This window comes from Microbacterium arabinogalactanolyticum, from assembly GCF_030268005.1.
In the GTDB taxonomy this organism is placed as follows: Bacteria; Actinomycetota; Actinomycetes; order Actinomycetales; family Microbacteriaceae; genus Microbacterium; species Microbacterium arabinogalactanolyticum.
The window spans coordinates 251,039-272,954 of the sequence record NZ_BRZC01000004.1 but is presented as its reverse complement, the minus strand read 5'-3'; the positions used below and the strand labels follow the sequence as shown (position 1 = coordinate 272,954).

Here is a 21,916-nt window from a genome sequence, read left to right as displayed (position 1 = left end):
CGGTCGCCCGTCGCCTGGATAGGCTGGGGGCATGGCGGAGAAGTCCTGGTCCCTCGGTCGCGCGCTGCGCGGCATGTTCGTCAAGCCCACGATCGATGAGACGACATGGGAGGACCTGGAGACCGCGCTGATCACGGCGGACTTCGGCCCCGACATCACCGAGGCCCTGCTGGACGAGCTGCGCGAGAAGGTCGACAGGTACCGCACCACCGATCCGAAGGATCTGCAGCGGATGCTGCGGGAGACGCTCGAGGAGCGGTTCGCGAAGTTCGACACCACACTCAAGCTCACCGAGCGTCCGGCCGTGGTGCTGGTCGTCGGGGTCAACGGCGTCGGCAAGACCACGACCATCGGCAAGTTCACCAAGTTCCTGCGCGGCTTCGAGCGCAGCGTGGTGGTCGGTGGAGCCGACACCTTCCGCGCGGCCGCGGTCGAGCAGCTGGCCACCTGGGCACAGCGCGGCGGTGCGGCGATGGTCCGTCCGCAGCACGAGGGTCAGGACCCGGCCTCCGTCGCCTTCCAGACGGTGGAGTACGCCAAGCAGCATGGCACGGAGATCGCGATCATCGACACCGCGGGCCGCCTGCACACCAAGGGCGGCCTGATGGACGAGCTGTCGAAGGTGCGCCGAGTCGTGGAGAAACTCGCCCCCATCAGCGAGGTGCTCCTCGTTCTGGACGCCACCACGGGTCAGAACGGCGTCATGCAGGCGGAGGCTTTCCTCCAGCACGCGGGCGTCACGGGGCTCGTGATCACGAAGCTCGACGGCTCCGCGAAGGGCGGCTTCATCCTGGCCGTGCAGGAGCGCACCGGCATCCCGGTGAAGCTCCTCGGGCAGGGCGAGGGCATCGACGATCTCACCGGTTTCACCCCGCATGTCTTCGTGTCGGCTCTTGTCGGCGCGTAGGACTACCGCACGGGCGGAGAGGCTGGTTTCATAGCGATATGGCGATCGAACACGATTACTTCGGAGTCCTCTCCTCGGGGCCCGACGGCGCCATCTTCTGGACCGAGCGGGTCGAGTTCGGTGACCAGTCCGTGACGGTCGATCTGACCGCCCCCGATCAGGAGGACGTCTCCCAGGAGGCGCTCGACGTCGCCGCTGCTCTGATCTCCGGCATCGAGGACCTGGATGCCACGGTGCGCCGCGCCATGCTGGCCGAGGTTGACGATCGCACCAGCGAGGTCACCGAGTACATCCTGCAGCAGCAGGAGGCCTACGGTGATCAGCTCGAGGAGGTGCTGGTCGACATCAGCGGCGACGCCGCGGTCGATATCATCCGCTCGCTGTGCCTGATGAGCATGACGATCCTCGCCGACGAGCACGGCGGGACCGATCCGTTCGCGGTCATGGAGTACGCGCTGGACGCGGATGCCACCGACGATGTGCTGCTCGTGAACCTCGCCGACGACGGCTCGGTCATCTCGGTGATGAGCGCCGACTAGCGCCCACCACCGAGTCGAAGCGTCAGACCGCCTGAGCGAAGCCCAGTTCGGCGCTCTCCGCGATGTGCGCGAGATGCGCGGGGATCGGACGGCCCTTCGAGATCATCGACTGCGCCCACAGCCGCCCGGCCCGGTAGGACGACCGCACCAGGGGGCCGGCGAGCACGCCGAGGAAGCCGATCCGCTCGGCCTCGGCCTTGAACTCCACGAACTCGTCGGGCTTGACCCAGCGCGCCACGGGAAGGTGCCGCGGCGACGGCCGCAGGTACTGCGTGATGGTGATGATGTCGCAACCGGCGTCGTGCAGGTCCTGCAGCGCCTGCACGACCTCCTCCGGTTCCTCGCCCATGCCGAGGATGAGGTTGGACTTCGTGATCAGACCCGCGTCGTGGCCCTGCGTGATCACGTTCAGCGAGCGCTCGTAGGTGAACGCGGGGCGGATGCGACGGAAGATGCGCGGCACGGTCTCGACGTTGTGAGCGAAGACCTCGGGACGGGCCTCGAAGATCTGGTTCAGGTTCTCCGGCTTGCCGCCGTGGTCGTTGGCGAGGAGCTCGACCCCGGTGTTCGGGTTCTGCGCGTGGATCTGGCGGACCGTCTCGGCGTTCAGCCAGGCGCCCGTGTCGGGCAGGTCGTCTCGTGCGACGCTGGTGACCGTGGCATAGCGCAGACCCATCTGGGTGACGCTCTCTGCCACGCGACGCGGCTCATCGGTGTCGTAGTCGGCGGGCTTGCCGGTGTCGATCTGGCAGAAGTCGCAGCGGCGGGTGCACTGCGAGCCGCCGATCAGGAAGGTCGCCTCCTTGTCCTCCCAGCATTCGAAGATGTTCGGGCAGCCGGCCTCCTGGCAGACCGTGTGCAGACCCTCGTCCTTCACCAGCGAGTGCAGTGCCTTGTACTCGGGGCCCATCTTCGCCTTGGTGCGGATCCACTCGGGCTTGCGCTCGATCGGGGTCTCGGAGTTGCGGATCTCCAGACGCAGCAGCTTGCGTCCGTCGGGATGGGCGGCGCTCATGCGGCCACCTCCTTGCGGGTCTCGGTGGCGTACTCAGCGGCGAAGGCGTCGGAGACGGCCTGCACGATGTCGGCGGGGGAGACGTCGGCGCCGACGATCTCGCTGACGGTGGTGACACCGGCATCCGTGATGCCGCACGGGATGATGCCCCGGAATCCGGCCAGCGAGTTGTCGCAGTTGATCGCGAAGCCGTGCATGGTCACGCCCTGCTGCACGCGCACCCCGATCGCGGCGACCTTGTCCTCGGACAGCGGCCTGCGCACCCACACGCCGCTGCGGCCCTCGACCTGGTACCCGTCGACGCCCAGGGGCTTCAGGATGCTGATCAGCAGGCGCTCCATGCGGCGCACGTGCGCGACGACGTCCATGGGCTCGGGCAGGCGGACGATCGGGTAGCCGACGAGCTGGCCGGGGCCGTGCCAGGTGATCTTGCCGCCGCGGTCGACATCGACCACGGGCGTGCCGTCCTGGGGGCGCTCCTGCGGCTCCGTGCGCTTGCCGGCCGTGTAGACGGCCTCGTGCTCGAGCAGCAGGAGCGTGTCGGGCCGGTCGCCCGCGACGACCTCGCGGTGGATGCTGCGCTGCAGCTCCCACCCGTCCAGGTAGGGGACGAACTCCGGTGCGAGACCGGCGATCCGGATGTCGAGCATGATCGCTCCCAATGGTTGTTGGATGCAGTGCAAGAAAGCAGCTCGGTACAGCCTACGCCTGTCTGCAGGGCTTGTCGCGCATCGGCATGACGCTACGCTGACGGACATGGCAACCGAGTCGCGAGCAGGCAGGCCGAGGGCGTCGTCGCGTGAGACGCTGGCCGAGGCGGCATGCGAGCTCTTCCTCGAGCAGGGGTACGAGGCCACCTCCGTCGTCGACATCGCGCAGCGTGCCGGCGTCAGCCGTTCGAGCTTCTTCAACTACTTCTCGTCGAAGAGCGATGTGCTCTGGTCGGGGCTGGACGCCCGGATCGCCGCGGCCTCCATCGCACTGGCCGCACTCGGCCGGAACGCCGACGGCCCGTCCGTGCGCGCGGCCGTACTGCCGATCGTGCACGGCTTCGCCCCTGACCCGCTCGCACTCGCGCTGCGCAACGCGGCGGCGATGGGACTCGAGCAGGAGCTGCTGCGCGACACCGGGCTGCGCCACGCGCGCATCGCATCTGCGGTCGCCGCCGCGGCGCGGAGCGCGGGGATCGACGAGATCCGCGCGGACATCCTGGGCTCCGCCCTGGCCACCGCCGTGCTGTCGTCGCTTCGGGTGTGGGCGGAGCAGGGCGCCGGACAGGCATCGCTCGAGGCCCAGTTCGACGAGGCGCTGCGCAGCATCCACGATCTTCCCTGGGGCTGAGCGGACGTTTCGCGGTCCGCCGGACAGGTCATGAGTACAAGCCGCTGAAGGAGGCGCTCATGTCCGATCCGATGGATGTCCTGCTCGACCGCTCCGCTCCGCATCTCGCCGACCGGGGGAGCGGCCGCGACGCCGCGCTGTCGCAGATGGTGCGCGACGCCCGCGACACCGGTCGCCGGCAGAAGCGCCCCCGGCGGCGGATCGCGCTGCTGAGCGGCGCGCTCGCGGTGGTGCTGGTGGGCGGCGCGGGAATCGCGACGGCCAACTCGGACTGGCTCTGGATTCAGGGACTGGAGAACCCGGACCGCAGCTACACGTACACGTCGCCGACGTGGGGACAGTGCGAGATCCGGCACAGCGGGTTCGACACCCACAACCCGCTGATCCAGGCGGACGTCGACCGGATCATCGACGAGTGGTTCGCGAACACCGATGTGGAAGCCGCCGCGGATCCGTATGTGGCGAAGCACCTGGAGCAGATCGAGGCGGATCAGAAGGCCGCCGCAGACCCCGACCCTGACCCGCGGCTCGCCGACCTCAACGCCTGGCAGGCCCACGAGCAGGCACTCTCCACGGCGCTGCAAGAAGAGCTCAAGGCGCACGGATACGACGGCGGAGCAGGGGACCTCGCCGGAACGGAGAGTCACAGCCAGCTCCATTGCGAGGGCGAGGACTGGGGCGGCGAGGGCGGCGAGTGACGTCCCGCGACGAGCCGCTCACGCGCGCGCTCGAGTCCTCGGCATCCGATCTTCTCGCCTACCTCGAGCGCCGCGTCGGCGCGGATGACGCGCCGGATCTGCTCGGTGAGACGATGGTCGTCGCCTGGCGCCGGGTGAAGGAGCTCCCGCCCGACGACGAACGCGCACGCATGTGGCTTTTCGGTATCGCCCGCGGCACCCTGCTGAATCACTCCCGAGGGCAGCGCCGGCGCTGGGCGCTGGCCGATCGCATCCGGCTGCAGGTACGGGAGTCCGCCACGGCGCCGCCCGCGGATGAGGGCGCCGAGGTGCGCGACGCCATCGACCGGCTCGAGCCCGACCTCGCAGAGCTCGTCAGGCTGGTGCACTGGGAGCGTCTGAGCGTCGCGGATGCCGCAGACCTCCTCGGCATCCCGGCATCCACCGCCCGGGGTCGTTACCAGCGTGCGAAGGATCAGCTGAGGGCCGCGCTCAGACAGGAGGCTCCGCTCCCGTAGAATCAGAGGCACCATGGCAACCTTTGGCACGCTCTCCGATCGGCTCACCGAGACCTTCCGCAACCTCCGCACGAAGGGAAAGCTGAGCCCCGCCGACGTCGACGGCACCGTCCGCGAGATCCGTCGCGCCCTGCTCGACGCCGATGTCGCGCTCGTCGTCGTCAAGGACTTCACCGCGAAGGTGCGCGAGCGCGCCCTGAGCGACGAGGTCAACAAGGCGCTGAACCCGGCCCAGCAGGTCGTCCAGATCGTCAACGAGGAACTCGTCGCGATCCTCGGCGGCGAGCAGCGCCGTCTGGAGTTCGCGAAGACCCCGCCGACGGTGATCATGCTCGCCGGCCTGCAGGGCTCGGGCAAGACGACCTTCGCCGGAAAGCTCGCCAAGCAGCTCGAGGCCGACGGGCACACCCCGCTGCTGGTCGCCGCCGACCTGCAGCGCCCGAACGCCGTCACGCAGCTGCAGGTCGTCGCCGAGCGCGCGGGAGCCGCGATTTTCGCCCCCGAGCCCGGCAACGGCGTCGGCGACCCTGTGCAGGTGTCCAAGGCCGGTGTCGAGCACGCCCGCCGCCAGCAGCACGACGTCGTCATCATCGACACCGCGGGACGCCTCGGCGTCGACGCGGAGCTGATGAAGCAGGCGGCCGACATCCGCAAGGCGACGGACCCCGACGAGGTGCTGTTCGTCATCGACGCGATGATCGGCCAGGATGCCGTGAACACGGCCAAGGCCTTCCAGGAGGGCGTCGACTTCACCGGCGTCGTGCTGTCCAAGCTCGACGGCGACGCGCGCGGTGGCGCCGCCCTGTCCGTGGCCTCTGTGACCGGACGCCCGATCATCTTCGCCTCCACGGGCGAGAACCTCGAGGACCTCGAGCCGTTCCACCCCGACCGCATGGCGAGCCGCATCCTCGACCTCGGCGACATCCTGACCCTCATCGAGCAGGCCCAGCAGGCCTTCGATGAGGAAGAGGCCATGAAGATGGCCGAGAAGCTCGCCAACGAGGCCTTCACCCTCGAGGACTTCCTCGAGCAGATGCAGCAGATGCGCAAGATGGGCTCGATGAAGAAGATGCTCGGCATGCTGCCGGGCATGGGCCAGATGAAGCAGCAGCTCGAGGACTTCGACGAGCGCGAGGTCGACCGCACCGAGGCCATCATCCGCTCGATGACCCCCGCCGAGCGCCGCAACACCAAGATCCTGAACGGCTCGCGGCGGCTCCGCATCGCGCGGGGTTCCGGCATGACCGTGACCGACGTGAACCAGCTCGTGCAGCGCTTCGAGCAGGCCGCCAAGATGATGAAGACGGTCGCCCGCGGCGGCACCCCGCAGATCCCCGGCATGGGCCCGATGGGCAAGCCGGGGGCTTCGGCCAAGCGCGGCAGGAAGGGCGCCAAGAACAAGGGCGGATCCCGGTCGGGCAACCCGGCGAAGCGGGCGGCCGAGAACGCGGGAATCGCGATGTCGAACTCGACTCCCACCGGCTCCGGTTTCGGGCTCGGCGGGCAGAAGGCGCCGACCGAGGCGGACATGGCCGAGATCCAGAAGCTCTTCGGCAAGAACTGAGCGCCTGGCCTCAGAGCCGGTAGCCGGCGTGCTCCAGCTCGACGCGGATCACGTGCACGAGCCGCTGCTGTCCCGCGACGGTCGGATGCTCGTCGTCATCCTGCAGCAGTGAGGGATCGCCCCGCAGCGGCTGGCCGATGTCGATGTACCTGCCGCCGAGGGCGGTCACGGCGGCGCGCACCGCGGCGGAGCTGACGTCGATCTCGGCGGGTTTCGGCTCCGACGGATCCCAGAGCGTGCTCAGCCCCACCAGCTCGGCGCGGGGCATGGCGCGATGGATCGCGTCGACCGTGCGCTTCGTCACGGCGGTGATGTCGGCATCCGACCGGCCGACGTCGTTGTCCGATCCCTGCACGATGACGAGGGTCGGGTCATCCTTCGCGGCGGCATCCACCAGGCCCCGGAAGTCCTGGCCGCAGGTGCCGACCGCGAGGAATCCCGCCCCGCTGCAGGCGAGGTTGTCGATGGTGACGCCGGTGCGCTGGGAGAGCATGCTCGGCCAGTCCTCGCCGTTGTCGAGACCGTGGCCGGACATGATCGAGTCGCCGATCGTGACGATGACGGGCTTCCGCTGAGACTCCGCGCCCCGCGATCCGGTCGCGGCCGTCGCGGCCGCGCAGCCGGTCAGCACCGCGCCGGACAGTGCCGCGCAGAGCAGCATCAGCCAGGGATCACGAGAGGGTCGGAACACGCGCCTGACGGTACGCCCCGGGGATGGGTGCCCGCTCGAAGCCCGCTGTGGATCAGTCCGTCCGGAGCGCGCGAGCTTCGCGCCTTCCGTCCACGCCGAGGATGCGACATCCGCTGACGCAGTGCATGGCGCCGATCTACTAAAGCGCTATAGTCGATCTCACGAGCAGCGCTGCCACCCCTCGGCTGCGCGCTCGCCAACCGCGAAGATGCGAGACCGGAGAGAGTGCACATGACCGAGATCAACCGGAGAACGTTCCTGACCGTCGGAGGCGTCGGGCTGGCGGCCCTGCTCGTCGGCAACGCGAGCACAGCCGCGAACGCGGCTACGGGAAGGGCCGCCGCCGCGAGCGTGAAGGAGGCACCCGTGCCCGCGTCGGGAGGCACCCCACCCGGGCCGTACACCTTCGGCTGGACGGCGGACGATCTGCTCGACTTCGACCCCGCGAGCACGCCGTGGGGGAGGCATCTGCAGTGCCTGATCCCTCGGGCGAAGCGCATCGCGCCGTTCGCCGCCACGCAGGCGCACCCGGACCTCGACCCGGCCGTACAGCTCTCCACGCTCACGATCGACGATGCCGGGAGCATCTACGAGGGTCACAACCAGGCGATCGGACTCGAGGCGCAGGTGTACACGCAGCGGTACTGGGCGTACATCGACATCTGGGGCACCTGGCACGGCCAGGTCGACGGGCCCGCGCCCATCGAGATGGTCGACGGTGAGCGCGTGCCCGGTCGTCCCTACGGCGTCATCGACATCCCGAATCCCGGCTGGACCGAGGCTGCGCACAAGAACGGAGCTCTGTCGATCGGCGGCTGGTTCTGGCCCCGCCCGGTGGACTTCGACGCGTTCCTCGTGCAGCGTGCGGACGGGTCGTTCCCCGTGGCGGACAAGCTGATCGAGATCCGGAAGTACTTCGGCTTCGACGGGCTGTTCATCAACCAGGAGGCGACGGTCACCACCGCGCAGATCACGAAGTTCAAGGACTTCCTGCGCTACCTCAAGCGCACCGACCCGGACTTCTACCTGCAGGGCTACGACTCCGCCGACTTCGACCGCGGGTTCGTGACGTACGAGAACCGCCTCAGCGAGAACAACCTGCGCTGGCTGGGCACGCCGGACGCGCCGATGTACGACTCGATCTTCATGAACTACTGGTGGCAGGCGACCACGGGCGGGGCGGATCGGGACCTCACCAAGAGCGCCGCCTCCGCGAGGGACGCCGGATACGACCCTCGCGTGGTCGGATTCGCCGGCGTCGAGCACCAGAAGGGCGGCTTCCGCCCCGAGGAGGACTTCGGCAGCGTCGCAGGCCCCGGAAAGCCGGCGCCCACCTCGGTGGCGCTGTTCGTGGACTCCCAGATCTGGCTGGACGGATCCTGGCGCGGCGAGACCTCCTCACCGGAGGGGCGCAGCACCTACCGCGATCTGGAGCAGAGGTTCTGGTCCGGACCCACCGGCAACCCGGTGACCTCAGGACGGCTCGAACCGCGCAAGCCGCCGTACCGGACAGACACGCTGAACTACCGGCAGTGGGACGGGATCGCGCATTGGATCACGGAGCGCTCGCCCTACGGGGCACTGCCGATCGTGACCGACTTCAACGTGGGCGTCGGCTCGTCGTTCCACCTGGACGGGCTGCAGGTCCGCACCGGCGGATGGGACAACATGGGCTGCGCCGACCGCGCGCTCACGTGGCAGTACTGGACGGAGGGCGATCTGAGCGTGACGCTGGACGAATCCACCAGCTTCGGCAGCGCGCACTGTCTCCGCTTGCGCGGCGACGGCGTCGTCCATCTGTTCAAGACCGATCTGACCGCCGCCGCGGCCATGGCGGTCTCGCTGCGCGCCCAGCAGCTGACATCCGTCGAGATCGGGATCACGTGGAAGGACGCGCCGGACGCGATCGACTGGCGCCGGCTGGAGAACGCCGGCGGAGGGACCTGGACGGAGTGGCGCGGTGAGGTGGACGTGAACGATCGCCGCATCGCCCGGATCTCGCTGCGCACAGCGGGCGACGGGCGCCTCGGACGGGTGTCGCTGCGAGAGGCGGGCAAGCCGCTCCGGCCGGCGACGCCCTCCAGGTTCAGCGTGAAGGACGCCGGGGACGGCGGAGACGGCCGCCGCCACCTCGCGTTCGAGTGGACCGTGCGACAGGATGCCGCCGGATACGACGTGCTTCAGGTGGGCACAGCCGGTGCCACCTGGCTCGGTCGCGTGCACCGCGGGGCCTTCTTCGCAGAGTCGGTCGACCTCTCCGCCGGCCGCGCGTTCCACCTGGTGGCGTTCGGCGCCGATGCGCACCGCAGCGCACCCGCCAGGACCGCGCTGCAGTGATCGCCGCGTCGGCTGCGCCGCTCGGGAGGGCGGCGCAGCCGACGCTCAGCGCACGTCGTCGTCGACCCAGTCCATGGACTTCGTGACGGCCTTGCGCCACAGCCGCAGCTGACGGTCTCGTTCCGCAGCATCCATCTCCGGCTCCCAGCGCCGGTCCTGCTGCCAGTTCGCGGCCAGCTCGTCGAGGTCCTTCCAGAACCCGACGGCTAGCCCCGCCGCGTACGCCGCGCCGAGCGCGGTGGTCTCCGCGACGACGGGGCGGACCACGGGGACGCCCAGCACGTCGGCCTGGAACTGCATCAGCGCGTCGTTGGCCACCATGCCGCCGTCCACCTTCAGCTCGCTCAGCGCGACCCCGGCATCGGCGTTGACGGCGTCGAGCACGTCGCGCGTCTGGAACGCGACCGCCTCGAGCGCCGCCCGTGCGATGTGGCTCCGGTTCGCGAAGCGGGTGAGCCCAACGATGGCGCCACGGGCGTCCGGGCGCCAGTACGGCGTGAAGAGGCCGGAGAACGCCGGCACGATGTACACGCCCCCGTTGTCCTTCACCTGCGCGGCGAGCTTCTCCACCTCGGGTGCGGACGAGATCAGTCCCAGCTGATCCCTCAGCCACTGGATCAGCGAGCCGGCGACCGCGATCGAGCCCTCCAGCGCGTAGTGCGCCGGCGCGTCGCCGAGCTTGTAACCGACGGTCGTCAGCAGGCCGTTCTTCGAGTGCACGATCTGCTCGCCTGTGTTGAAGATCAGGAAGCAGCCGGTCCCATAGGTGTTCTTGCTCTCGCCGGCCTGGAACGCCGCCTGACCGAACGTGGCCGCCTGCTGGTCGCCGAGGATCCCGGCGATGGGCGCCTCGCGCAGCAGCGATCGGCTCTCCGCGTGGCCGTACACCTCGGACGACGATCTGATCTCCGGCATCATCGATCGGGGAACGCCGAAGGCCTCCAGGATGTCGTCGCGCCACTCCAGGGTGTTCAGATCCATGAAGAGCGTGCGGGAGGCGTTCGTCACGTCCGTGGCATGGACGCCGCCGTCCGTTCCTCCCGTGAGGTTCCACAGCACCCAGCAGTCAGTGGTGCCGAACAGCAGGTCGCCGGCCTCCGCCCTCTCCCGGGCGCCGTCGACGTTCTCCAGGATCCAGGCGACCTTCGTGCCGGAGAAGTAGGTGGCCAGGGGCAGCCCGACCACGGGCTTGAACCGGTCGATGCCCTCGTCGGCCGCGAGCCGGTCGACGATCTCCTGCGTACGGGTGTCCTGCCACACGATCGCGTTGTACACCGGCTCACCCGTGTGCCGGTCCCACACGACGGCGGTCTCGCGCTGATTCGTGATCCCCACCGCGGCGATGTCGTGCCTGGTGAGGTGCGCGCGGGTGAGGGCGAGACCGATGACCTCCTGGACGTTCTGCCAGATCTCGGCGGGATCGTGCTCCACCCAGCCCGTGCGCGGCAGGATCTGCTCGTGCTCCTTCTGGCCGGACGCCACCACCCGGCCGGCGCGGTCGAAGACGATCGCCCTGCTCGAGGTGGTGCCCTGATCGATCGACAGAACGTACTCGGCCATGCGGCCCTCCTTCAGCGGATCTCCGGCGATCCGCGTCTTCACCAGTGTGGTCAGCTGCGCGCCGGGACGGCGATCGACAGGCCGTGCGCGTCGTTCAGCAGCTGCACCGTCGCCTCGACCTCCGCATCCCTGCGGTCCGCGTCCCAGCCCATCAGCGGCGCCAGCGCGTCGGCCAGCTCGACGAGCAGCTCACCCGTGACGTCGCCGACGAAGGCGATGTTCGATCGGCGCAGCACGACGTCGGCGAGCCGGACGACGAGCTCGTGCTCGACCATCCACTCCAGCTCGCGCACGGACAGCGCGCCACCGGCCAGCGGGCGGTCGTCCTCCCGCTCGATGTGCGACCAGACCTCGGCCGCACGAGTGCCGTAGCGGGCGAGCAGCGCATCGCCGCGCGCGGCATCCGCTCCGGGCAGGTTCGCCTGCTTCCAGGCCGCACGAGCCCTCGTGGTGCGGGGGAAGCCGTGCCCGCCGCCGATCGGCAGGCCGGCGGTCGACACCGAGCGGGGCCGTCCCAGCAGCTCGAGCACGCGGTTCGAGAGGTGCTCGCCGAGCGCGCGGAACGTGGTCCACTTGCCGCCGACCAGGCTGAGCATGGGCGTCGGGCCGCTCTCGTCGAGTTCGATCCGGTAGTCGCGGGAGACGAAGCCGGGCGCGGTGTCCTCGTGACGGGGGAGCGGGCGGATGCCGGCGAACCGGTAGACGATCTGCTCGCGGTCCACCTCGATCGCGGGGAAGACGTGGTGGATGAGGTCGAAGAAGTAGTCGATCTCCTCCTCCGTGCAGCGTGCAGGCTCCCGGGGATCGGCGTCGATATCGGTGGTGCCGACCATCACACGGTCCTTGAGCGGATAGATCAGCACGATGCGGCCGTCGGAGTGCTCGAAGAAGATCTCGCGACCCTGCGTCGCGGCGAGCAGCTCGGGGTGATCCAGCACGATGTGCGATCCCTTGGTGCCGCCCATGAACCGGGTCGCGTCGCCGAGGGCGTCGTTGGTCAGGTCGGTCCACGGACCCGATGCGTTCACGATCACGTCCGCCCGGACGGTGAACTCCTCGGCGCTCTCACGATCGCGCAGCACCACGCCGTCGCCGTCACGGCCGACGGCCTCGACGTAGTTCAGCGCGTGCGAGCGCGGGTTCGCCGACCGGCCGTCCTGCAGCACGTCGAGCGCCAGGCGCTCGGGATCATGCATCGAGGCGTCGTAATAGGTGGCGGTGTACTTGATCCGCGGATCCAGGTGGGGGAGTTCCGCAAGTGACGACGTGCGGCCGAGGAAGCGGTGCCGCGGCACGGACCCGCCGTCACGGGAGAAGGTGTCGTAGATGGTCAGGCCGAGCTTGATGAGCACGGCGCCGCGCTCCTGGGGCTTGCCGCTGCGGTGAGTCAGGAAGCGGAGCGGCGCGGACAGGATGCCGGAGAAGGTGGAGTAGATCGGGATGGTGGTCTCCAGCGGCTTCACGTAGTGCGGTGCTATGCGCAGCAGGCCGTTGCGCTCCTGCACGGATTCGCGGACCAGCCGGAACTCGCCGTTCTCCAGATAGCGGATGCCGCCATGGATCATGTGGCTGGACGCCGACGATGCGCCGCCGGCGAAATCGCCTCGATCCACGATGACCGCGTCGACGCCCTGCAGCGCGAGATCGCGGAACAGCGAGATGCCGTTGATGCCGGCGCCGATGATCAGGACGGTGGTCCGTCCGGCCTCGCGCACGGATGCCAGCTCCGTCGCGCGTCGTGTGCTTCGCGTCTTCTCGACCATGGTGTCCCCTTCGTCCCTGTCTCCAGCATCCGACCTCTGGCAGGATCATGCAAACGTCCTGCACGAATGTGCAAAGCTGGCTCCGGAGGTGGTTCGGATGGCTGCGGATCAGGGACGACAGGATGCCAGGATGACCGCGGCGCTCACCGCGGCGAAGCTCTACTACCTGCAGGACATGACGATGGACGCGATCGCGTCGGAACTGGGCACCTCGCGCTCCTCCGTGTCGAGGCTCCTGGCACACGCGCGGGACACCGGGCTGGTCGACATCCGCATCAACTCGCCCTTCGAGCGCGTCGGGCAGCTCGAGGAGCAGCTGCGGCGGCGGTTCCGGATCGCGGCGCACATCGTGCCGATGTCGGGCATCGTCAGCGAGGTGGAGCGGCTGGAGCGCGTGGCGCTGACCGCCGGGCGCCTGCTCTCGCAGTTCATCGACTCGAACATGGTGGTGGGCATCGCCTGGGGATCGACGATCTCCATGGTCAGCCGCGCCCTCGTGCAGAAGGAGACGCACGGCACGACCATCGTGCAGCTGAACGGCGCGGGCAACATCCAGACCAGCGGGCTGGAGTACTCCAGCGACATCCTGCAGCGCTTCGGTCACGCGTTCGGCGCGCAGGTCGAGCAGTTCCCCGTGCCGGCGTTCTTCGACGACCCCGACACGAGAGCCGCGATGTGGCGGGAGCGCAGCACGCGTCGTGTGCTGGCGTTCCAGGCCAAGACCGACATCGCCGTGTTCGGACTCGGCTCACCGCAGTCCGAGGTGCCCAGCCGGGTGTACGTCGGCGGCTACCTCAACCGGGACGACTACCGCAGCCTTCGGGAGGACGAGGCGATCGGCGACGTGGCGACGGTGTTCTTCCGCGCGGACGGCAGCTGGAAGGACATCCGCCTGAACGCGAGGTCCACCGGGCTGGGACTGGACCGGCTGCGCCGCGTGCCCCGCCGAGTGTGCGTGGTCTCCGGTGCGGCGAAGGTCGGCACGCTCCGAGCGGCGATCGCTGCAGGGATCGTCACGGACGTGGTGCTGGATGAGACCCTGGCGCGGCTGCTGGTCGAGGACGACTGACGTCGAACCCGGCGGGAGGCTCAGTCCGCTGCGGAGTGCTCGGGGCCCGCGCGGAACTCTCGGATGAGGTGGTGCACGACTTCGTGCAGATCGCCGCCCGCAGCATCCGCCGCCTCGAGCTGGCGCGCGTAGCTGGCGCCGTTCTGCAGGATCGTCCGCACTCCGTCGAGCTCGCGGGTGCAGGAGAGATCGTCCGCGATCGGTCGCAGATCGTCGAGCACCGCGGAGAGGTGCTCGCGGACGGGCACCTGGGAGCCCGCGGAGTCCACGATGACCCGCGCGTCCAGGCCGTAGCGCGCGGTGCGCCACTTGTTCTCACGGTGGAACCACGGCTGCAGGGTCGGCAGCTCCCTGCCCTCGTCGAGCTCGCGCGAGAAGAACTCGACCAGGGTCTGGGTGAGCGCGGCGACCGAGGCGAGCTCGGTGAGTGTCGACATCCCGTCGCAGGCGCGCACCTCGATCGTCCCCCAGCGGGGCGCCGGGCGGATGTCCCAGCGCACCTCGGACACATCGCGCATCACTCCGGTGCGGACCATGTCGTCGAGGTAGCCCTCGAAGTCCTGCCAGGTCCGGATCGGCCACGGGAGGCCCGCCGTCGGGAGCTGCTGGAAGACGAGCGACCGGTTCGAGGCGTAGCCGGTGCGCTCGCCCGCCCAGAAGGGGCTCGATGCCGACAGCGCCTGCAGGTGGGGGAGGAACGCGGACAGCGCGCCGACGATGGGCAGCACCTTGCTGCGGTCCTCCACGCCGACGTGCACGTGGATGCCCCAGATCATCATGTTCCGGCCCCACCACTGCGTGCGCTCGATGAGCTGGTGGTAGCGGGTCTTCTCGGTGACGCGCTGATTGAACCACTGCGCGAACGGGTGACTGCCCGCCGAGAGCAGCTCGATCCCCGCCGGATCGGTCGCGCCCCGCACCGCACTGATCGCGGCGGCGATGTCGGCGACGGCATCCTTGACCGTCGCACCGACGCCGCTGGTGACCTCGATGGTGTTCGTGAGGAGCTCGCCGGTGACCGTGTGGCGCTCCGCCGCGCTCTGCGCCTCCAACTGGGCCAGCAGCTCGGGCGCGCGCCCGACCAGGTCCCCGGTGGCGGGATCGGCCAGCATGATCTCCCATTCCAGACCGACCGTGGAGCGGGCTGAGGGCGCGAATTCGATCGGCACGCGCACAGTCTGACACGCGGCCCGGGCCCACCGCACACGCCGTGTCGCCCGGTTTCGCGGTCCGCGGGAGGATCTGGCAGAATAGAGGGTCGGACGGCTGCTCGACCCTCTATCCAGCATCCGTTCCCCCTTCAGAGCTTCCGCCGGGTTGTGCACCCCACTCTCCAGGCGTCGTTCATCTTCCTTTCACACCATTCAGGAGAATCGTGGCTGTCAAGATCCGTCTCAAGCGCTTCGGTAAGATCCGCGCCCCCTACTACCGCATCGTCGTCGCCGACTCGCGCACCAAGCGCGACGGTCGCGTGATCGAGGAGATCGGCAAGTACCACCCCACCGAGCAGCCCTCGTTCATCGAGGTCGACTCCGAGCGTGCGCAGTACTGGCTCTCCGTCGGCGCCCAGCCGACCGAGCAGGTCACCGCGCTGCTGAAGCTCACCGGCGACTGGGGCAAGTTCAAGGGCGACAAGAACGCCAAGTCCACCGTTCAGGTCGCCGAGGCCAAGGGCGCCTTCGAGGCCGACTCGTCGAAGAAGTCGGTCATCAAGCCCAAGGCCGAGAAGAAGGCCGAGCCCGTCGAGGCTCCCGCCGCTGACGCGGAGGCCGCTGAGGCTCCCGCCGCCGACGCAGAGTAATCCGCTGTGCTCGCCGCCGCGCTCGAACACGTCGTCAAGGGGATCGTCGATCACCCGGACGATGTCCGCATCACCGCATCCGCGTCGCCCCGGGGCGACCTCCTCGAGGTGCACGTGCACCCGGATGACCGTGGTCGCGTGATCGGGCGCGGCGGCCGCACCGCCAAGGCGCTGCGCACGCTCATCTCCGCCCTCGCCGACGGACGTCGCGTCCGCGTCGACGTCGCGGACGACTGACGTGGCAACCGACAAGAACCAGCTCCGCGTCGGCCGCCTGCTCAAGGCGCACGGCCTCAAGGGCGCGTTGAAGCTCGAGCTCTACACCGACAACCCGGAGCGCCGTTTCGTCCCGGGCGCCGAGTTCACGCTGCAGGTGCCGGAGGCATCCGCCTGGCACGGCAAGACGATCACGATCCGCGACTACCGCGTCATGAACGGCAGCTCCGTGGTCTTCCTCGAAGGCGTCGAGGACCGCACGGCTGCGGAATCCCTCGTCAAGGCCATCCTCTGGATGGATGAGGATGACGAGGTCGAGGATGACGCCTGGTACGCGCATCAGCTCGCCGGTCTCGACGTGGTCCGCGACGATCAGGTCATCGGCCGCGTGGTGCGCGTCGAGCACCTGCCCGCGCAGGACCTGCTGATCGTGAAGACCGACTCCGCCGAGGTCATGGTCCCGTTCGTCTCGGCGATCGTGCCGACCGTCGACATCGCCGCCGGCCGGGTCATCGTCACCCCGCCTGCCGGGCTCTTCGAGGAGCTGCCGTCGGCCGCGGATGCCGCCGATGAAGCGGATGCTGCGGACGAGACCGCATCGGAGTGACGGCGCCATGCGCATCGACGTCGTCACGATCTTCCCGTCGTACTTCGACGGACTGACGCTGTCCCTGCTCGGGAAGGCGCAGGACTCGGGCATCCTGGACCTCACCGTGCACGACCTGCGCGAGTGGACGCACGACCGGCACCGCACGGTCGACGACACCCCCTACGGCGGCGGCGCCGGCATGGTCATGAAGCCCGAGCCGTGGGGTGAGGCGCTGGACTCCCTTGCGGCGGGCTCCCCGAGTTCGGACGGAAGCCCGTCGAAGAGCCGCCCGACCATCATCTTCCCCTCGCCCGCCGGCGAGGTCTTCACGCAGGCGACGGCGCGGGAGCTGGCGACCCGTGAGCACCTGATCTTCGGCTGCGGCCGATACGAGGGCATCGACGAGCGCGTCTTCGAGTACGCCGCCGAGCTGGGCGAGGTGCGCCTGATCAGCCTGGGCGACTACGTGCTCAACGGGGGAGAGGTCGCCGTGATGGCGATGGTCGAGGCCATCGGCCGGCTCATCCCCGGAGTGGTGGGCAACCCGGAGAGCCTCGTCGAGGAATCGCACGAGGACGGCCTGCTCGAGTACGCGTCTTACACGAAGCCGTCGGTGTGGCGCGACAGGGAGGTGCCGCCGATCCTGCTCAGCGGCAACCACGGCGCCATCGCGTCCTGGCGCCGCGAGCAGCAGGTCGAGCGCACCCGGGCCCGCCGTCCCGATCTGCTCGGGGACTGAGCGCCGGCCGCTAGCGTGGGGGCATGGCCGATCAGACGCTGGCGAAGTCGTTCCTGAACGCGGGGGAGGACTACGACCGTTTCCGCCCCGGATTCCCCGAGGCGGCGGCGGATGCCGTCCTCCCGGTGCACGTGAGCACAGCGCTGGACTTGGGAGCGGGCACCGGCAAGTTCACGGCGCTGCTCGTGCCGAGGGCCGACCGCGTCGTCGCCGTGGAGCCGTCCGAGCAGATGCTGGTGGTGCTGCGCGCAAAGCTGCCCGAGGTCGAGACGCACGTCGGCGCTGCCGAGTCGATCCCGGCATCCGATTCCTCGGTCGACGTCGTCACGGTCGCGCAGGCGTTCCACTGGTTCGATCGTGAACCGGCGTGCGCCGAGATCCGTCGTGTGCTCATTCCCGGCGGCACGCTGGGACTGCTGTGGAACCACTCGGACCCGGGGTGCGCCTGGGACCGCGCGTGCACCCGCGTCGCGCATCCCGGCCTGACCGACGGGCTGAAGGCCGACGATGCGGTCACTGCGACGCTCCCCGGCTTCGACGAGCCGCGGTTCGTGCAGGTGCCGTGGCAGGAGCGGATCACGAGGGCCGACTACATCTCCCGGTGGCTGACCGTCAGCTCGTTCCTCGCAGCATCCGACGATGACCGCGCGAGCATGGTCGCCGAACTCGAGCGCATCCTCGACGACGACCCCGACACGGCCGGGTGCGACGCCTTCGACCTGCCGCAGATCACCGACGTGTACGTCTACCGCGCGAGCTGAGCGTCAGTCGACGCCGAGGAACGACCGGTCGGTGAGGACGATCGGGCCGTCCTTGGTCACCGCGACGGTGTGCTCGGAGTGCGAGCCGCGCGAGCCGTCCGCGCTGCGCAGGGTCCAGCCGTCGGCATCCGTCCGCAGCTCATCCGTGGTGGCGAGCAGCCACGGCTCCAGGGCGAAGACCAGGCCCTCGCGGAGGGGGAACCCGCGGCCTGCGCGCCCGTCGTTGGGAACGTGCGGATCGCCGTGCATGATGCGGCCGACGCCGTGTCCGCCGAACTCCGTGTTGATCGAATAGCCCTCGCCGTGCGAGACCTCGGCGATCGCGGCCGAGATGTCGCCGATCCGGTTGCCGACCACCGCCGCGGCGATCGCGGCGTCCAGCGCGCGCTCGGTGGTGTCGATCAGGCGAAGGTCCTCGTCTCGCGGCGTCCCCACCACGAACGACACGGCGGAGTCCGCCACCCAGCCGTCGACGGACACGGCGAAGTCCAGCGACACGAGGTCGCCGTCGCGCAGCGTGTAGTCGTGGGGGAGTCCGTGCAGCACGGCGTCGTTGATCGACGTGCAGATGACCTTGCCGAACGGGCCGTTGCCGAACGAGGGGGCGTAGTCGATGTAGCAGGACTCGGCTCCGGCCTTGCGGATCAGATCGTGTGCGTGACGGTCGATGGCCAGCAGGTTGGTGCCCACCTTCGTCTCCGCGCGCAGGGTCGCCAGGGTCTCCGCGACGAAGCGGCCGGCGGCGCGCATCTCGTCGATCTCGGCAGGTGTGCGCAGTTCGATCATGGGAAGGATCCTCTCGTCAGCTTCCATTCTCCCCGATCCGCGGACGCAGCAAGCTCACAGCGAACACCTGCCGCTGGATGTCGGCGGGTGCGTACGATCGGAGCATGTGGTTGCGTGAGGCGTTCTTCCGCTGGCTCGTGCCGGCGGCCTTCCTCCTGCCGCTGTGGCTCTTCGTGGGCTGGGCGATCTTCGGCCAGAACGCATGGAGTCTGCTGTGGGTGCTGCTGATGGCGATGCCGACGGTCTTCGTCGGGCAGCTGATCCTCACGCTGCTCACCCGCTCGCGTCCCTCGGTGCGAGCCGAGCGTGCGGTGTCCTGGTGGGATGTCGCCGGCTTCACCGTCTGGCACGTGCTCACCATCGCCGTCGGCCTGTTCGTGGACGGCGGCTTCGGGTGGCTCCTGACCGGGGCGATCCTGGCTGCGATCGCGCTGTTCTGGCTGCAGCTCTGGCAGCTCTGGAACGAGGCGAGGGGAACGGGCATCCGCATCCGCGAGACCGTCAGCTGGAGCACCGCACCGCGCGTCGACGACTTGGCATCCCAGCCCGCCCCTGACGTGATCGTGATCGAGGAGAGCCGCACGAAGGACTGAGTCGGCCGGTTTTGAGCGGGCTCCGGTTCATGGCAGAATAGATGTTTGTGCCGTGAACCGGTTCTGCCTCAGGGGAACCCGCGGACGCCTCGCGCGCCGCTCGGCACACACCCGTTCTTATTCCTTTGAATCATGCATCCGACCTGTGGCGAGTGCAGAGAGAGACGATCATGCAGATCCTCGACGCCGTCGACGCGGCTTCGCTCCGTTCCGACATCCCTGTCTTCCACCCCGGTGACACCGTCAAGGTGCACGTGAACATCACCGAGGGTTCGCGCTCGCGTATCCAGGTCTTCCAGGGCGTCGTCATCGGCCGCCAGGGCGATGGTGTGCGCGAGACGTTCACCGTTCGCAAGATCAGCTTCCAGGTGGGCGTGGAGCGCACCTTCCCGGTGCACTCGCCGGTGATCGACCACATCGAGGTCGTCACCCGCGGTGACGTGCGTCGCGCCAAGCTGTACTACCTGCGCAACCTGCGCGGCAAGAAGGCGAAGATCAAGGAGAAGCGCGACAACTGACGCGCAGCTCTTCCGCAGAACCCCGAGACACTCCCGTCTCGGGGTTCTGTCGTCTGCACGTCCGTGTGCGAACCTTGTAGATGCCGCCGTCGTGCGGCGAATCAGACGAAGAGAGTCCATATGACATCCGACGCCGCCGAATCCGCGGAGAAGCCGACGCGGCGGCGAGGACCCTGGGTCTTCCTTCGCGACGTGCTCGTGATCATCATCATCGCGGCGCTGGTGTCGTTCGTCGTCAAGACCTTCGTGGTGCGCTCGTTCTACATCCCCTCCGGGTCGATGGAGCGCACGCTGCTGATCAACGACCGGATCCTGGTTGACGAGCTGACCCCGCGCTGGAGCGGCTACGACCACGGTGACGTGGTGGTGTTCAAGGACCCGGGTGGATGGCTCCCGCCGGCCCCGCAGACGCCGGCGCGCCCGTTCCTCGTCGAGGCGGCGGACTGGGTGCTCACCTTCGTGGGCCTGTCGACCACCGACGCGCAGGACCACCTCGTCAAGCGCGTCATCGGCCTCCCGGGCGATCATGTGGTGTGCTGCAACGCCCTCGGCCAGATCACGATCAACGGCTCGCCGATCGACGAGCTCTCCTACCTCAACCTCCCCGGGGGCGACACCGCGGCATCCGACGTCGACTTCGACGTCACCGTGCCGGCGAACTCGCTGTGGGTGATGGGCGACAACCGCGACCGCTCGCAGGACTCCCGTGCCCACCAGGATCTTCCCGGTGGCGGGTTCGTGCCGCTCGGCGACGTCGTGGGCCGCGCGTTCCTGACGACGTGGCCGCTGGACCGCTTCGGCCTCATCGACACCCACGATGAGGTGTTCCGCTCGATCCCGGAGCCGAAGAAGTGACCGTCGTCGCGCCCACCCTGCGGCTGGAGCGCCGGCTGCTGCGCGAGGAGGAGTTCGATCTGATCATCGCGCTCGACGAGGTCGGGCGCGGAGCGCTGGCGGGTCCCGTCGCGGTCGGCGCGGCGGTGATGGATGCCGCAGGCGCCCGCCGGCGCGTTCCCGAGGGGCTGCGCGACTCCAAGCTGATCACCGAGAGGCGACGGCCCGGCATGGCATCGCGCGCCGCCGAGTGGGTGCAGGCCTCCGCCGTGGGGTGGGCGAGCGCCTCCGAGATCGACGAGGTCGGGATCATGCGCGCCCTGGGGCTGGCCGCCTCGCGCGCGGTGCAGGGCGTCGTCGACCAGGGCGCTGCCCTGGAGCGCGCCCTGGTGATCCTCGACGGGAACCACGACTACGTCTCCCGGGTGCACCCGGCGCGGCTGACCGTGCGCACCATCGTGAAGGGCGATCGCGACTGCGCATCGGTCTCGGCGGCATCCGTGATCGCGAAGGTCGCCAGGGACGCGCTGATGACGGATCTGCATCCCGAGCATCCCGCCTACCAGTGGGACCGCAACAAGGGCTACGCGAGCCCCGAGCACCGCGCCGCGATCCGGGACCAGGGCCTGTCGCCGCTGCACAGGTCGTCGTGGGCGATCGCCGACGCCCCGACGCTCTTCTGACGCGCACTCTCTCCTAGGATGGAAGCATCATGGATGAGGATGCCTTCGACGACTACGACCGCGAGCTCGAGCTCGCGCTGTTCCGCGAGTACCGTGACGTCGTCGCGCAGTTCCAGTACGTCGTGGAGACCGAGCGGCGCTTCTACCTCGCCAACGAGGTGAACGTCGTACGTCGCGACACCGAGAACGACTTCTACTTCGAGATCTCGATGACCGACGTGTGGGTGTGGGACATCTACCGCGCCGACCGCTTCGTGAAGGCTGTACGGGTGCTGACGTTCAAGGACGTCAACGTCGAGGAGCTGCAGCGCCGCGAGTTCGAGCTGCCGGACGAGCTCTCGCTCGACGGCAAGTGAGCCCACTGGTTTCCACATTCCGCTGACGCGGACGGGCTCTTCACAGATGCCGTGATCCG

25 protein-coding genes are annotated in these 21,916 nt (G+C 69.1%); 18 read left to right on the top strand and 7 right to left on the bottom strand.

Annotated elements, in window-relative coordinates:
• Positions 1–31 precede the first annotated feature (31 nt).
• The gene (ftsY, locus tag MIAR_RS05740; protein ID WP_285632657.1) at positions 32–907 is read left to right on the top strand and encodes a signal recognition particle-docking protein FtsY; all 876 of its coding nucleotides are present in this window, start codon (positions 32–34) and stop codon (positions 905–907) included.
• A gap of 38 nt (positions 908–945) precedes the next feature.
• Complete coding sequence (locus tag MIAR_RS05735; RefSeq protein WP_285632654.1) at positions 946–1,446, top strand: DUF2004 domain-containing protein; 501 nt, start codon at positions 946–948, stop codon at positions 1,444–1,446.
• A 22-nt stretch (positions 1,447–1,468) separates the two neighbouring features.
• On the opposite strand, the gene lipA is transcribed toward MIAR_RS05735, so the two are convergent.
• Both lipA and lipB read right to left on the bottom strand, forming a co-directional pair.
• Positions 1,469–2,461 (bottom strand): lipoyl synthase, encoded by a 993-nt coding sequence (gene lipA, locus MIAR_RS05730; RefSeq protein WP_285632650.1) that lies wholly within the window; start codon positions 2,459–2,461, stop codon positions 1,469–1,471.
• Positions 2,458–3,111 (bottom strand): lipoyl(octanoyl) transferase LipB, encoded by a 654-nt coding sequence (gene lipB / locus MIAR_RS05725; protein ID WP_285632647.1) that lies wholly within the window; start codon positions 3,109–3,111, stop codon positions 2,458–2,460. Before lipB ends, lipA begins: the two co-directional genes overlap by 4 nt.
• Before the next feature lie 106 nt (positions 3,112–3,217).
• Here lipB and MIAR_RS05720 point away from each other — a divergent pair, with 106 nt between their 5' ends.
• Genes MIAR_RS05720 through ffh form a run of 4 tightly spaced genes read left to right on the top strand, consistent with a single transcriptional unit; the run spans position 3,218 to position 6,561 of the window.
• Positions 3,218–3,802 (top strand): TetR/AcrR family transcriptional regulator, encoded by a 585-nt coding sequence (locus MIAR_RS05720; protein ID WP_285632644.1) that lies wholly within the window; start codon positions 3,218–3,220, stop codon positions 3,800–3,802.
• Between the two features lie 59 nt (positions 3,803–3,861).
• Entirely contained in the window at positions 3,862–4,500 is a 639-nt protein-coding gene (locus MIAR_RS05715; RefSeq protein ID WP_285632641.1) for a hypothetical protein, read from the top strand.
• Positions 4,497–4,997, top strand: coding sequence for an RNA polymerase sigma factor (locus MIAR_RS05710; protein ID WP_285632638.1), 501 nt, complete (start codon positions 4,497–4,499; stop codon positions 4,995–4,997). The genes MIAR_RS05715 and MIAR_RS05710 overlap by 4 nt, the downstream gene beginning before the upstream one ends.
• 13 nt (positions 4,998–5,010) lie before the next feature.
• Positions 5,011–6,561: a signal recognition particle protein gene (gene ffh / locus MIAR_RS05705; RefSeq protein WP_285632635.1), complete on the top strand. Its 1,551-nt coding sequence runs from the start codon at positions 5,011–5,013 to the stop codon at positions 6,559–6,561.
• 10 nt (positions 6,562–6,571) lie between these two features.
• Here ffh and MIAR_RS05700 read toward each other — a convergent pair whose 3' ends face one another.
• A complete protein-coding gene (locus tag MIAR_RS05700) occupies positions 6,572–7,252 on the bottom strand; it encodes an SGNH/GDSL hydrolase family protein (RefSeq protein ID WP_285632632.1) in 681 nt (226 codons plus the stop codon).
• Positions 7,253–7,483: 231 nt separating this feature from the next.
• Between MIAR_RS05700 and MIAR_RS05695 the strand changes: the two genes are divergently transcribed.
• Entirely contained in the window at positions 7,484–9,589 is a 2,106-nt protein-coding gene (locus MIAR_RS05695) for an endo-beta-N-acetylglucosaminidase (protein WP_285632629.1), read from the top strand.
• A gap of 45 nt (positions 9,590–9,634) precedes the next feature.
• On the opposite strand, the gene glpK is transcribed toward MIAR_RS05695, so the two are convergent.
• Together glpK and MIAR_RS05685 are read right to left on the bottom strand one after the other, a co-directional pair.
• The gene (glpK, locus tag MIAR_RS05690; RefSeq protein WP_285632626.1) at positions 9,635–11,149 is read right to left on the bottom strand and encodes a glycerol kinase GlpK; all 1,515 of its coding nucleotides are present in this window, start codon (positions 11,147–11,149) and stop codon (positions 9,635–9,637) included.
• A gap of 50 nt (positions 11,150–11,199) precedes the next feature.
• Positions 11,200–12,912 (bottom strand): glycerol-3-phosphate dehydrogenase/oxidase, encoded by a 1,713-nt coding sequence (locus tag MIAR_RS05685; RefSeq protein ID WP_285632623.1) that lies wholly within the window; start codon positions 12,910–12,912, stop codon positions 11,200–11,202.
• A gap of 130 nt (positions 12,913–13,042) precedes the next feature.
• Between MIAR_RS05685 and MIAR_RS05680 the strand changes: the two genes are divergently transcribed.
• A complete protein-coding gene (locus MIAR_RS05680; RefSeq protein ID WP_285632619.1) occupies positions 13,043–13,981 on the top strand; it encodes a sugar-binding transcriptional regulator in 939 nt (312 codons plus the stop codon).
• Positions 13,982–14,001: 20 nt separating this feature from the next.
• On the opposite strand, the gene MIAR_RS05675 is transcribed toward MIAR_RS05680, so the two are convergent.
• Entirely contained in the window at positions 14,002–15,150 is a 1,149-nt protein-coding gene (locus tag MIAR_RS05675; RefSeq protein WP_285632617.1) for a glutamate--cysteine ligase, read from the bottom strand.
• Positions 15,151–15,356: 206 nt separating this feature from the next.
• Between MIAR_RS05675 and rpsP the strand changes: the two genes are divergently transcribed.
• From rpsP to MIAR_RS05650, 5 genes are read left to right on the top strand one after another with little or no spacing between them, the layout of a single operon-like run.
• Positions 15,357–15,782 carry a 30S ribosomal protein S16 gene (gene rpsP / locus MIAR_RS05670; protein ID WP_285632614.1) on the top strand — a complete coding sequence of 142 codons (426 nt, stop codon included), beginning with the start codon at positions 15,357–15,359 and terminating at the stop codon, positions 15,780–15,782.
• Between the two features lie 6 nt (positions 15,783–15,788).
• Positions 15,789–16,019: an RNA-binding protein gene (locus MIAR_RS05665; RefSeq protein WP_071644715.1), complete on the top strand. Its 231-nt coding sequence runs from the start codon at positions 15,789–15,791 to the stop codon at positions 16,017–16,019.
• Between the two features lies 1 nt (position 16,020).
• Positions 16,021–16,605, top strand: coding sequence for a ribosome maturation factor RimM (gene rimM, locus MIAR_RS05660; RefSeq protein WP_285632603.1), 585 nt, complete (start codon positions 16,021–16,023; stop codon positions 16,603–16,605).
• Positions 16,606–16,612: 7 nt separating this feature from the next.
• Positions 16,613–17,326 carry a tRNA (guanosine(37)-N1)-methyltransferase TrmD gene (trmD, locus tag MIAR_RS05655; protein WP_285632600.1) on the top strand — a complete coding sequence of 238 codons (714 nt, stop codon included), beginning with the start codon at positions 16,613–16,615 and terminating at the stop codon, positions 17,324–17,326.
• 23 nt (positions 17,327–17,349) lie between these two features.
• Positions 17,350–18,087: a class I SAM-dependent methyltransferase gene (locus MIAR_RS05650; RefSeq protein WP_285632597.1), complete on the top strand. Its 738-nt coding sequence runs from the start codon at positions 17,350–17,352 to the stop codon at positions 18,085–18,087.
• A gap of 3 nt (positions 18,088–18,090) precedes the next feature.
• Here MIAR_RS05650 and map read toward each other — a convergent pair whose 3' ends face one another.
• The gene (gene map, locus MIAR_RS05645; protein ID WP_285632594.1) at positions 18,091–18,873 is read right to left on the bottom strand and encodes a type I methionyl aminopeptidase; all 783 of its coding nucleotides are present in this window, start codon (positions 18,871–18,873) and stop codon (positions 18,091–18,093) included.
• Between the two features lie 104 nt (positions 18,874–18,977).
• Here map and MIAR_RS05640 point away from each other — a divergent pair, with 104 nt between their 5' ends.
• The 5 genes from MIAR_RS05640 to MIAR_RS05620 all read left to right on the top strand — a co-directional run bounded on the left by MIAR_RS05640 (position 18,978) and on the right by MIAR_RS05620 (position 21,857).
• On the top strand, positions 18,978–19,466 hold the full coding sequence (locus MIAR_RS05640) for an MFS transporter permease (protein ID WP_285632591.1): 489 nt from the start codon (positions 18,978–18,980) through the stop codon (positions 19,464–19,466).
• A 170-nt stretch (positions 19,467–19,636) separates the two neighbouring features.
• A complete protein-coding gene (gene rplS / locus MIAR_RS05635; protein WP_285632587.1) occupies positions 19,637–19,984 on the top strand; it encodes a 50S ribosomal protein L19 in 348 nt (115 codons plus the stop codon).
• Positions 19,985–20,104: 120 nt separating this feature from the next.
• Positions 20,105–20,839: a signal peptidase I gene (gene lepB, locus MIAR_RS05630; protein WP_285632584.1), complete on the top strand. Its 735-nt coding sequence runs from the start codon at positions 20,105–20,107 to the stop codon at positions 20,837–20,839.
• The gene (rnhB, locus tag MIAR_RS05625) at positions 20,836–21,501 is read left to right on the top strand and encodes a ribonuclease HII (protein WP_285632581.1); all 666 of its coding nucleotides are present in this window, start codon (positions 20,836–20,838) and stop codon (positions 21,499–21,501) included. The genes lepB and rnhB overlap by 4 nt, the downstream gene beginning before the upstream one ends.
• A 29-nt stretch (positions 21,502–21,530) precedes the next feature.
• Entirely contained in the window at positions 21,531–21,857 is a 327-nt protein-coding gene (locus tag MIAR_RS05620; protein ID WP_285632578.1) for a DUF2469 family protein, read from the top strand.
• Positions 21,858–21,916: the final 59 nt, after the last annotated feature.

What these genes read in the sequence shown, in the direction of transcription:
- ftsY (WP_285632657.1), top strand. Translation starts at nt 32, where the DNA reads ATGGCGGAGAAGTCCTGGTCCCTCGGTCGCGCGCTGCGCGGCATGTTC.
- MIAR_RS05735 (WP_285632654.1), top strand. Translation starts at nt 946, where the DNA reads ATGGCGATCGAACACGATTACTTCGGAGTCCTCTCCTCGGGGCCCGAC.
- lipA (WP_285632650.1), bottom strand. Translation starts at nt 2,461, where the DNA reads ATGAGCGCCGCCCATCCCGACGGACGCAAGCTGCTGCGTCTGGAGATC.
- lipB (WP_285632647.1), bottom strand. Translation starts at nt 3,111, where the DNA reads ATGCTCGACATCCGGATCGCCGGTCTCGCACCGGAGTTCGTCCCCTAC.
- MIAR_RS05720 (WP_285632644.1), top strand. Translation starts at nt 3,218, where the DNA reads ATGGCAACCGAGTCGCGAGCAGGCAGGCCGAGGGCGTCGTCGCGTGAG.
- MIAR_RS05715 (WP_285632641.1), top strand. Translation starts at nt 3,862, where the DNA reads ATGTCCGATCCGATGGATGTCCTGCTCGACCGCTCCGCTCCGCATCTC.
- ffh (WP_285632635.1), top strand. Translation starts at nt 5,011, where the DNA reads ATGGCAACCTTTGGCACGCTCTCCGATCGGCTCACCGAGACCTTCCGC.
- MIAR_RS05695 (WP_285632629.1), top strand. Translation starts at nt 7,484, where the DNA reads ATGACCGAGATCAACCGGAGAACGTTCCTGACCGTCGGAGGCGTCGGG.
- glpK (WP_285632626.1), bottom strand. Translation starts at nt 11,149, where the DNA reads ATGGCCGAGTACGTTCTGTCGATCGATCAGGGCACCACCTCGAGCAGG.
- MIAR_RS05685 (WP_285632623.1), bottom strand. Translation starts at nt 12,912, where the DNA reads ATGGTCGAGAAGACGCGAAGCACACGACGCGCGACGGAGCTGGCATCC.
- MIAR_RS05680 (WP_285632619.1), top strand. Translation starts at nt 13,043, where the DNA reads ATGACCGCGGCGCTCACCGCGGCGAAGCTCTACTACCTGCAGGACATG.
- trmD (WP_285632600.1), top strand. Translation starts at nt 16,613, where the DNA reads ATGCGCATCGACGTCGTCACGATCTTCCCGTCGTACTTCGACGGACTG.
- MIAR_RS05650 (WP_285632597.1), top strand. Translation starts at nt 17,350, where the DNA reads ATGGCCGATCAGACGCTGGCGAAGTCGTTCCTGAACGCGGGGGAGGAC.
- map (WP_285632594.1), bottom strand. Translation starts at nt 18,873, where the DNA reads ATGATCGAACTGCGCACACCTGCCGAGATCGACGAGATGCGCGCCGCC.
- MIAR_RS05640 (WP_285632591.1), top strand. Translation starts at nt 18,978, where the DNA reads ATGTGGTTGCGTGAGGCGTTCTTCCGCTGGCTCGTGCCGGCGGCCTTC.
- rplS (WP_285632587.1), top strand. Translation starts at nt 19,637, where the DNA reads ATGCAGATCCTCGACGCCGTCGACGCGGCTTCGCTCCGTTCCGACATC.
- lepB (WP_285632584.1), top strand. Translation starts at nt 20,105, where the DNA reads ATGACATCCGACGCCGCCGAATCCGCGGAGAAGCCGACGCGGCGGCGA.
- MIAR_RS05620 (WP_285632578.1), top strand. Translation starts at nt 21,531, where the DNA reads ATGGATGAGGATGCCTTCGACGACTACGACCGCGAGCTCGAGCTCGCG.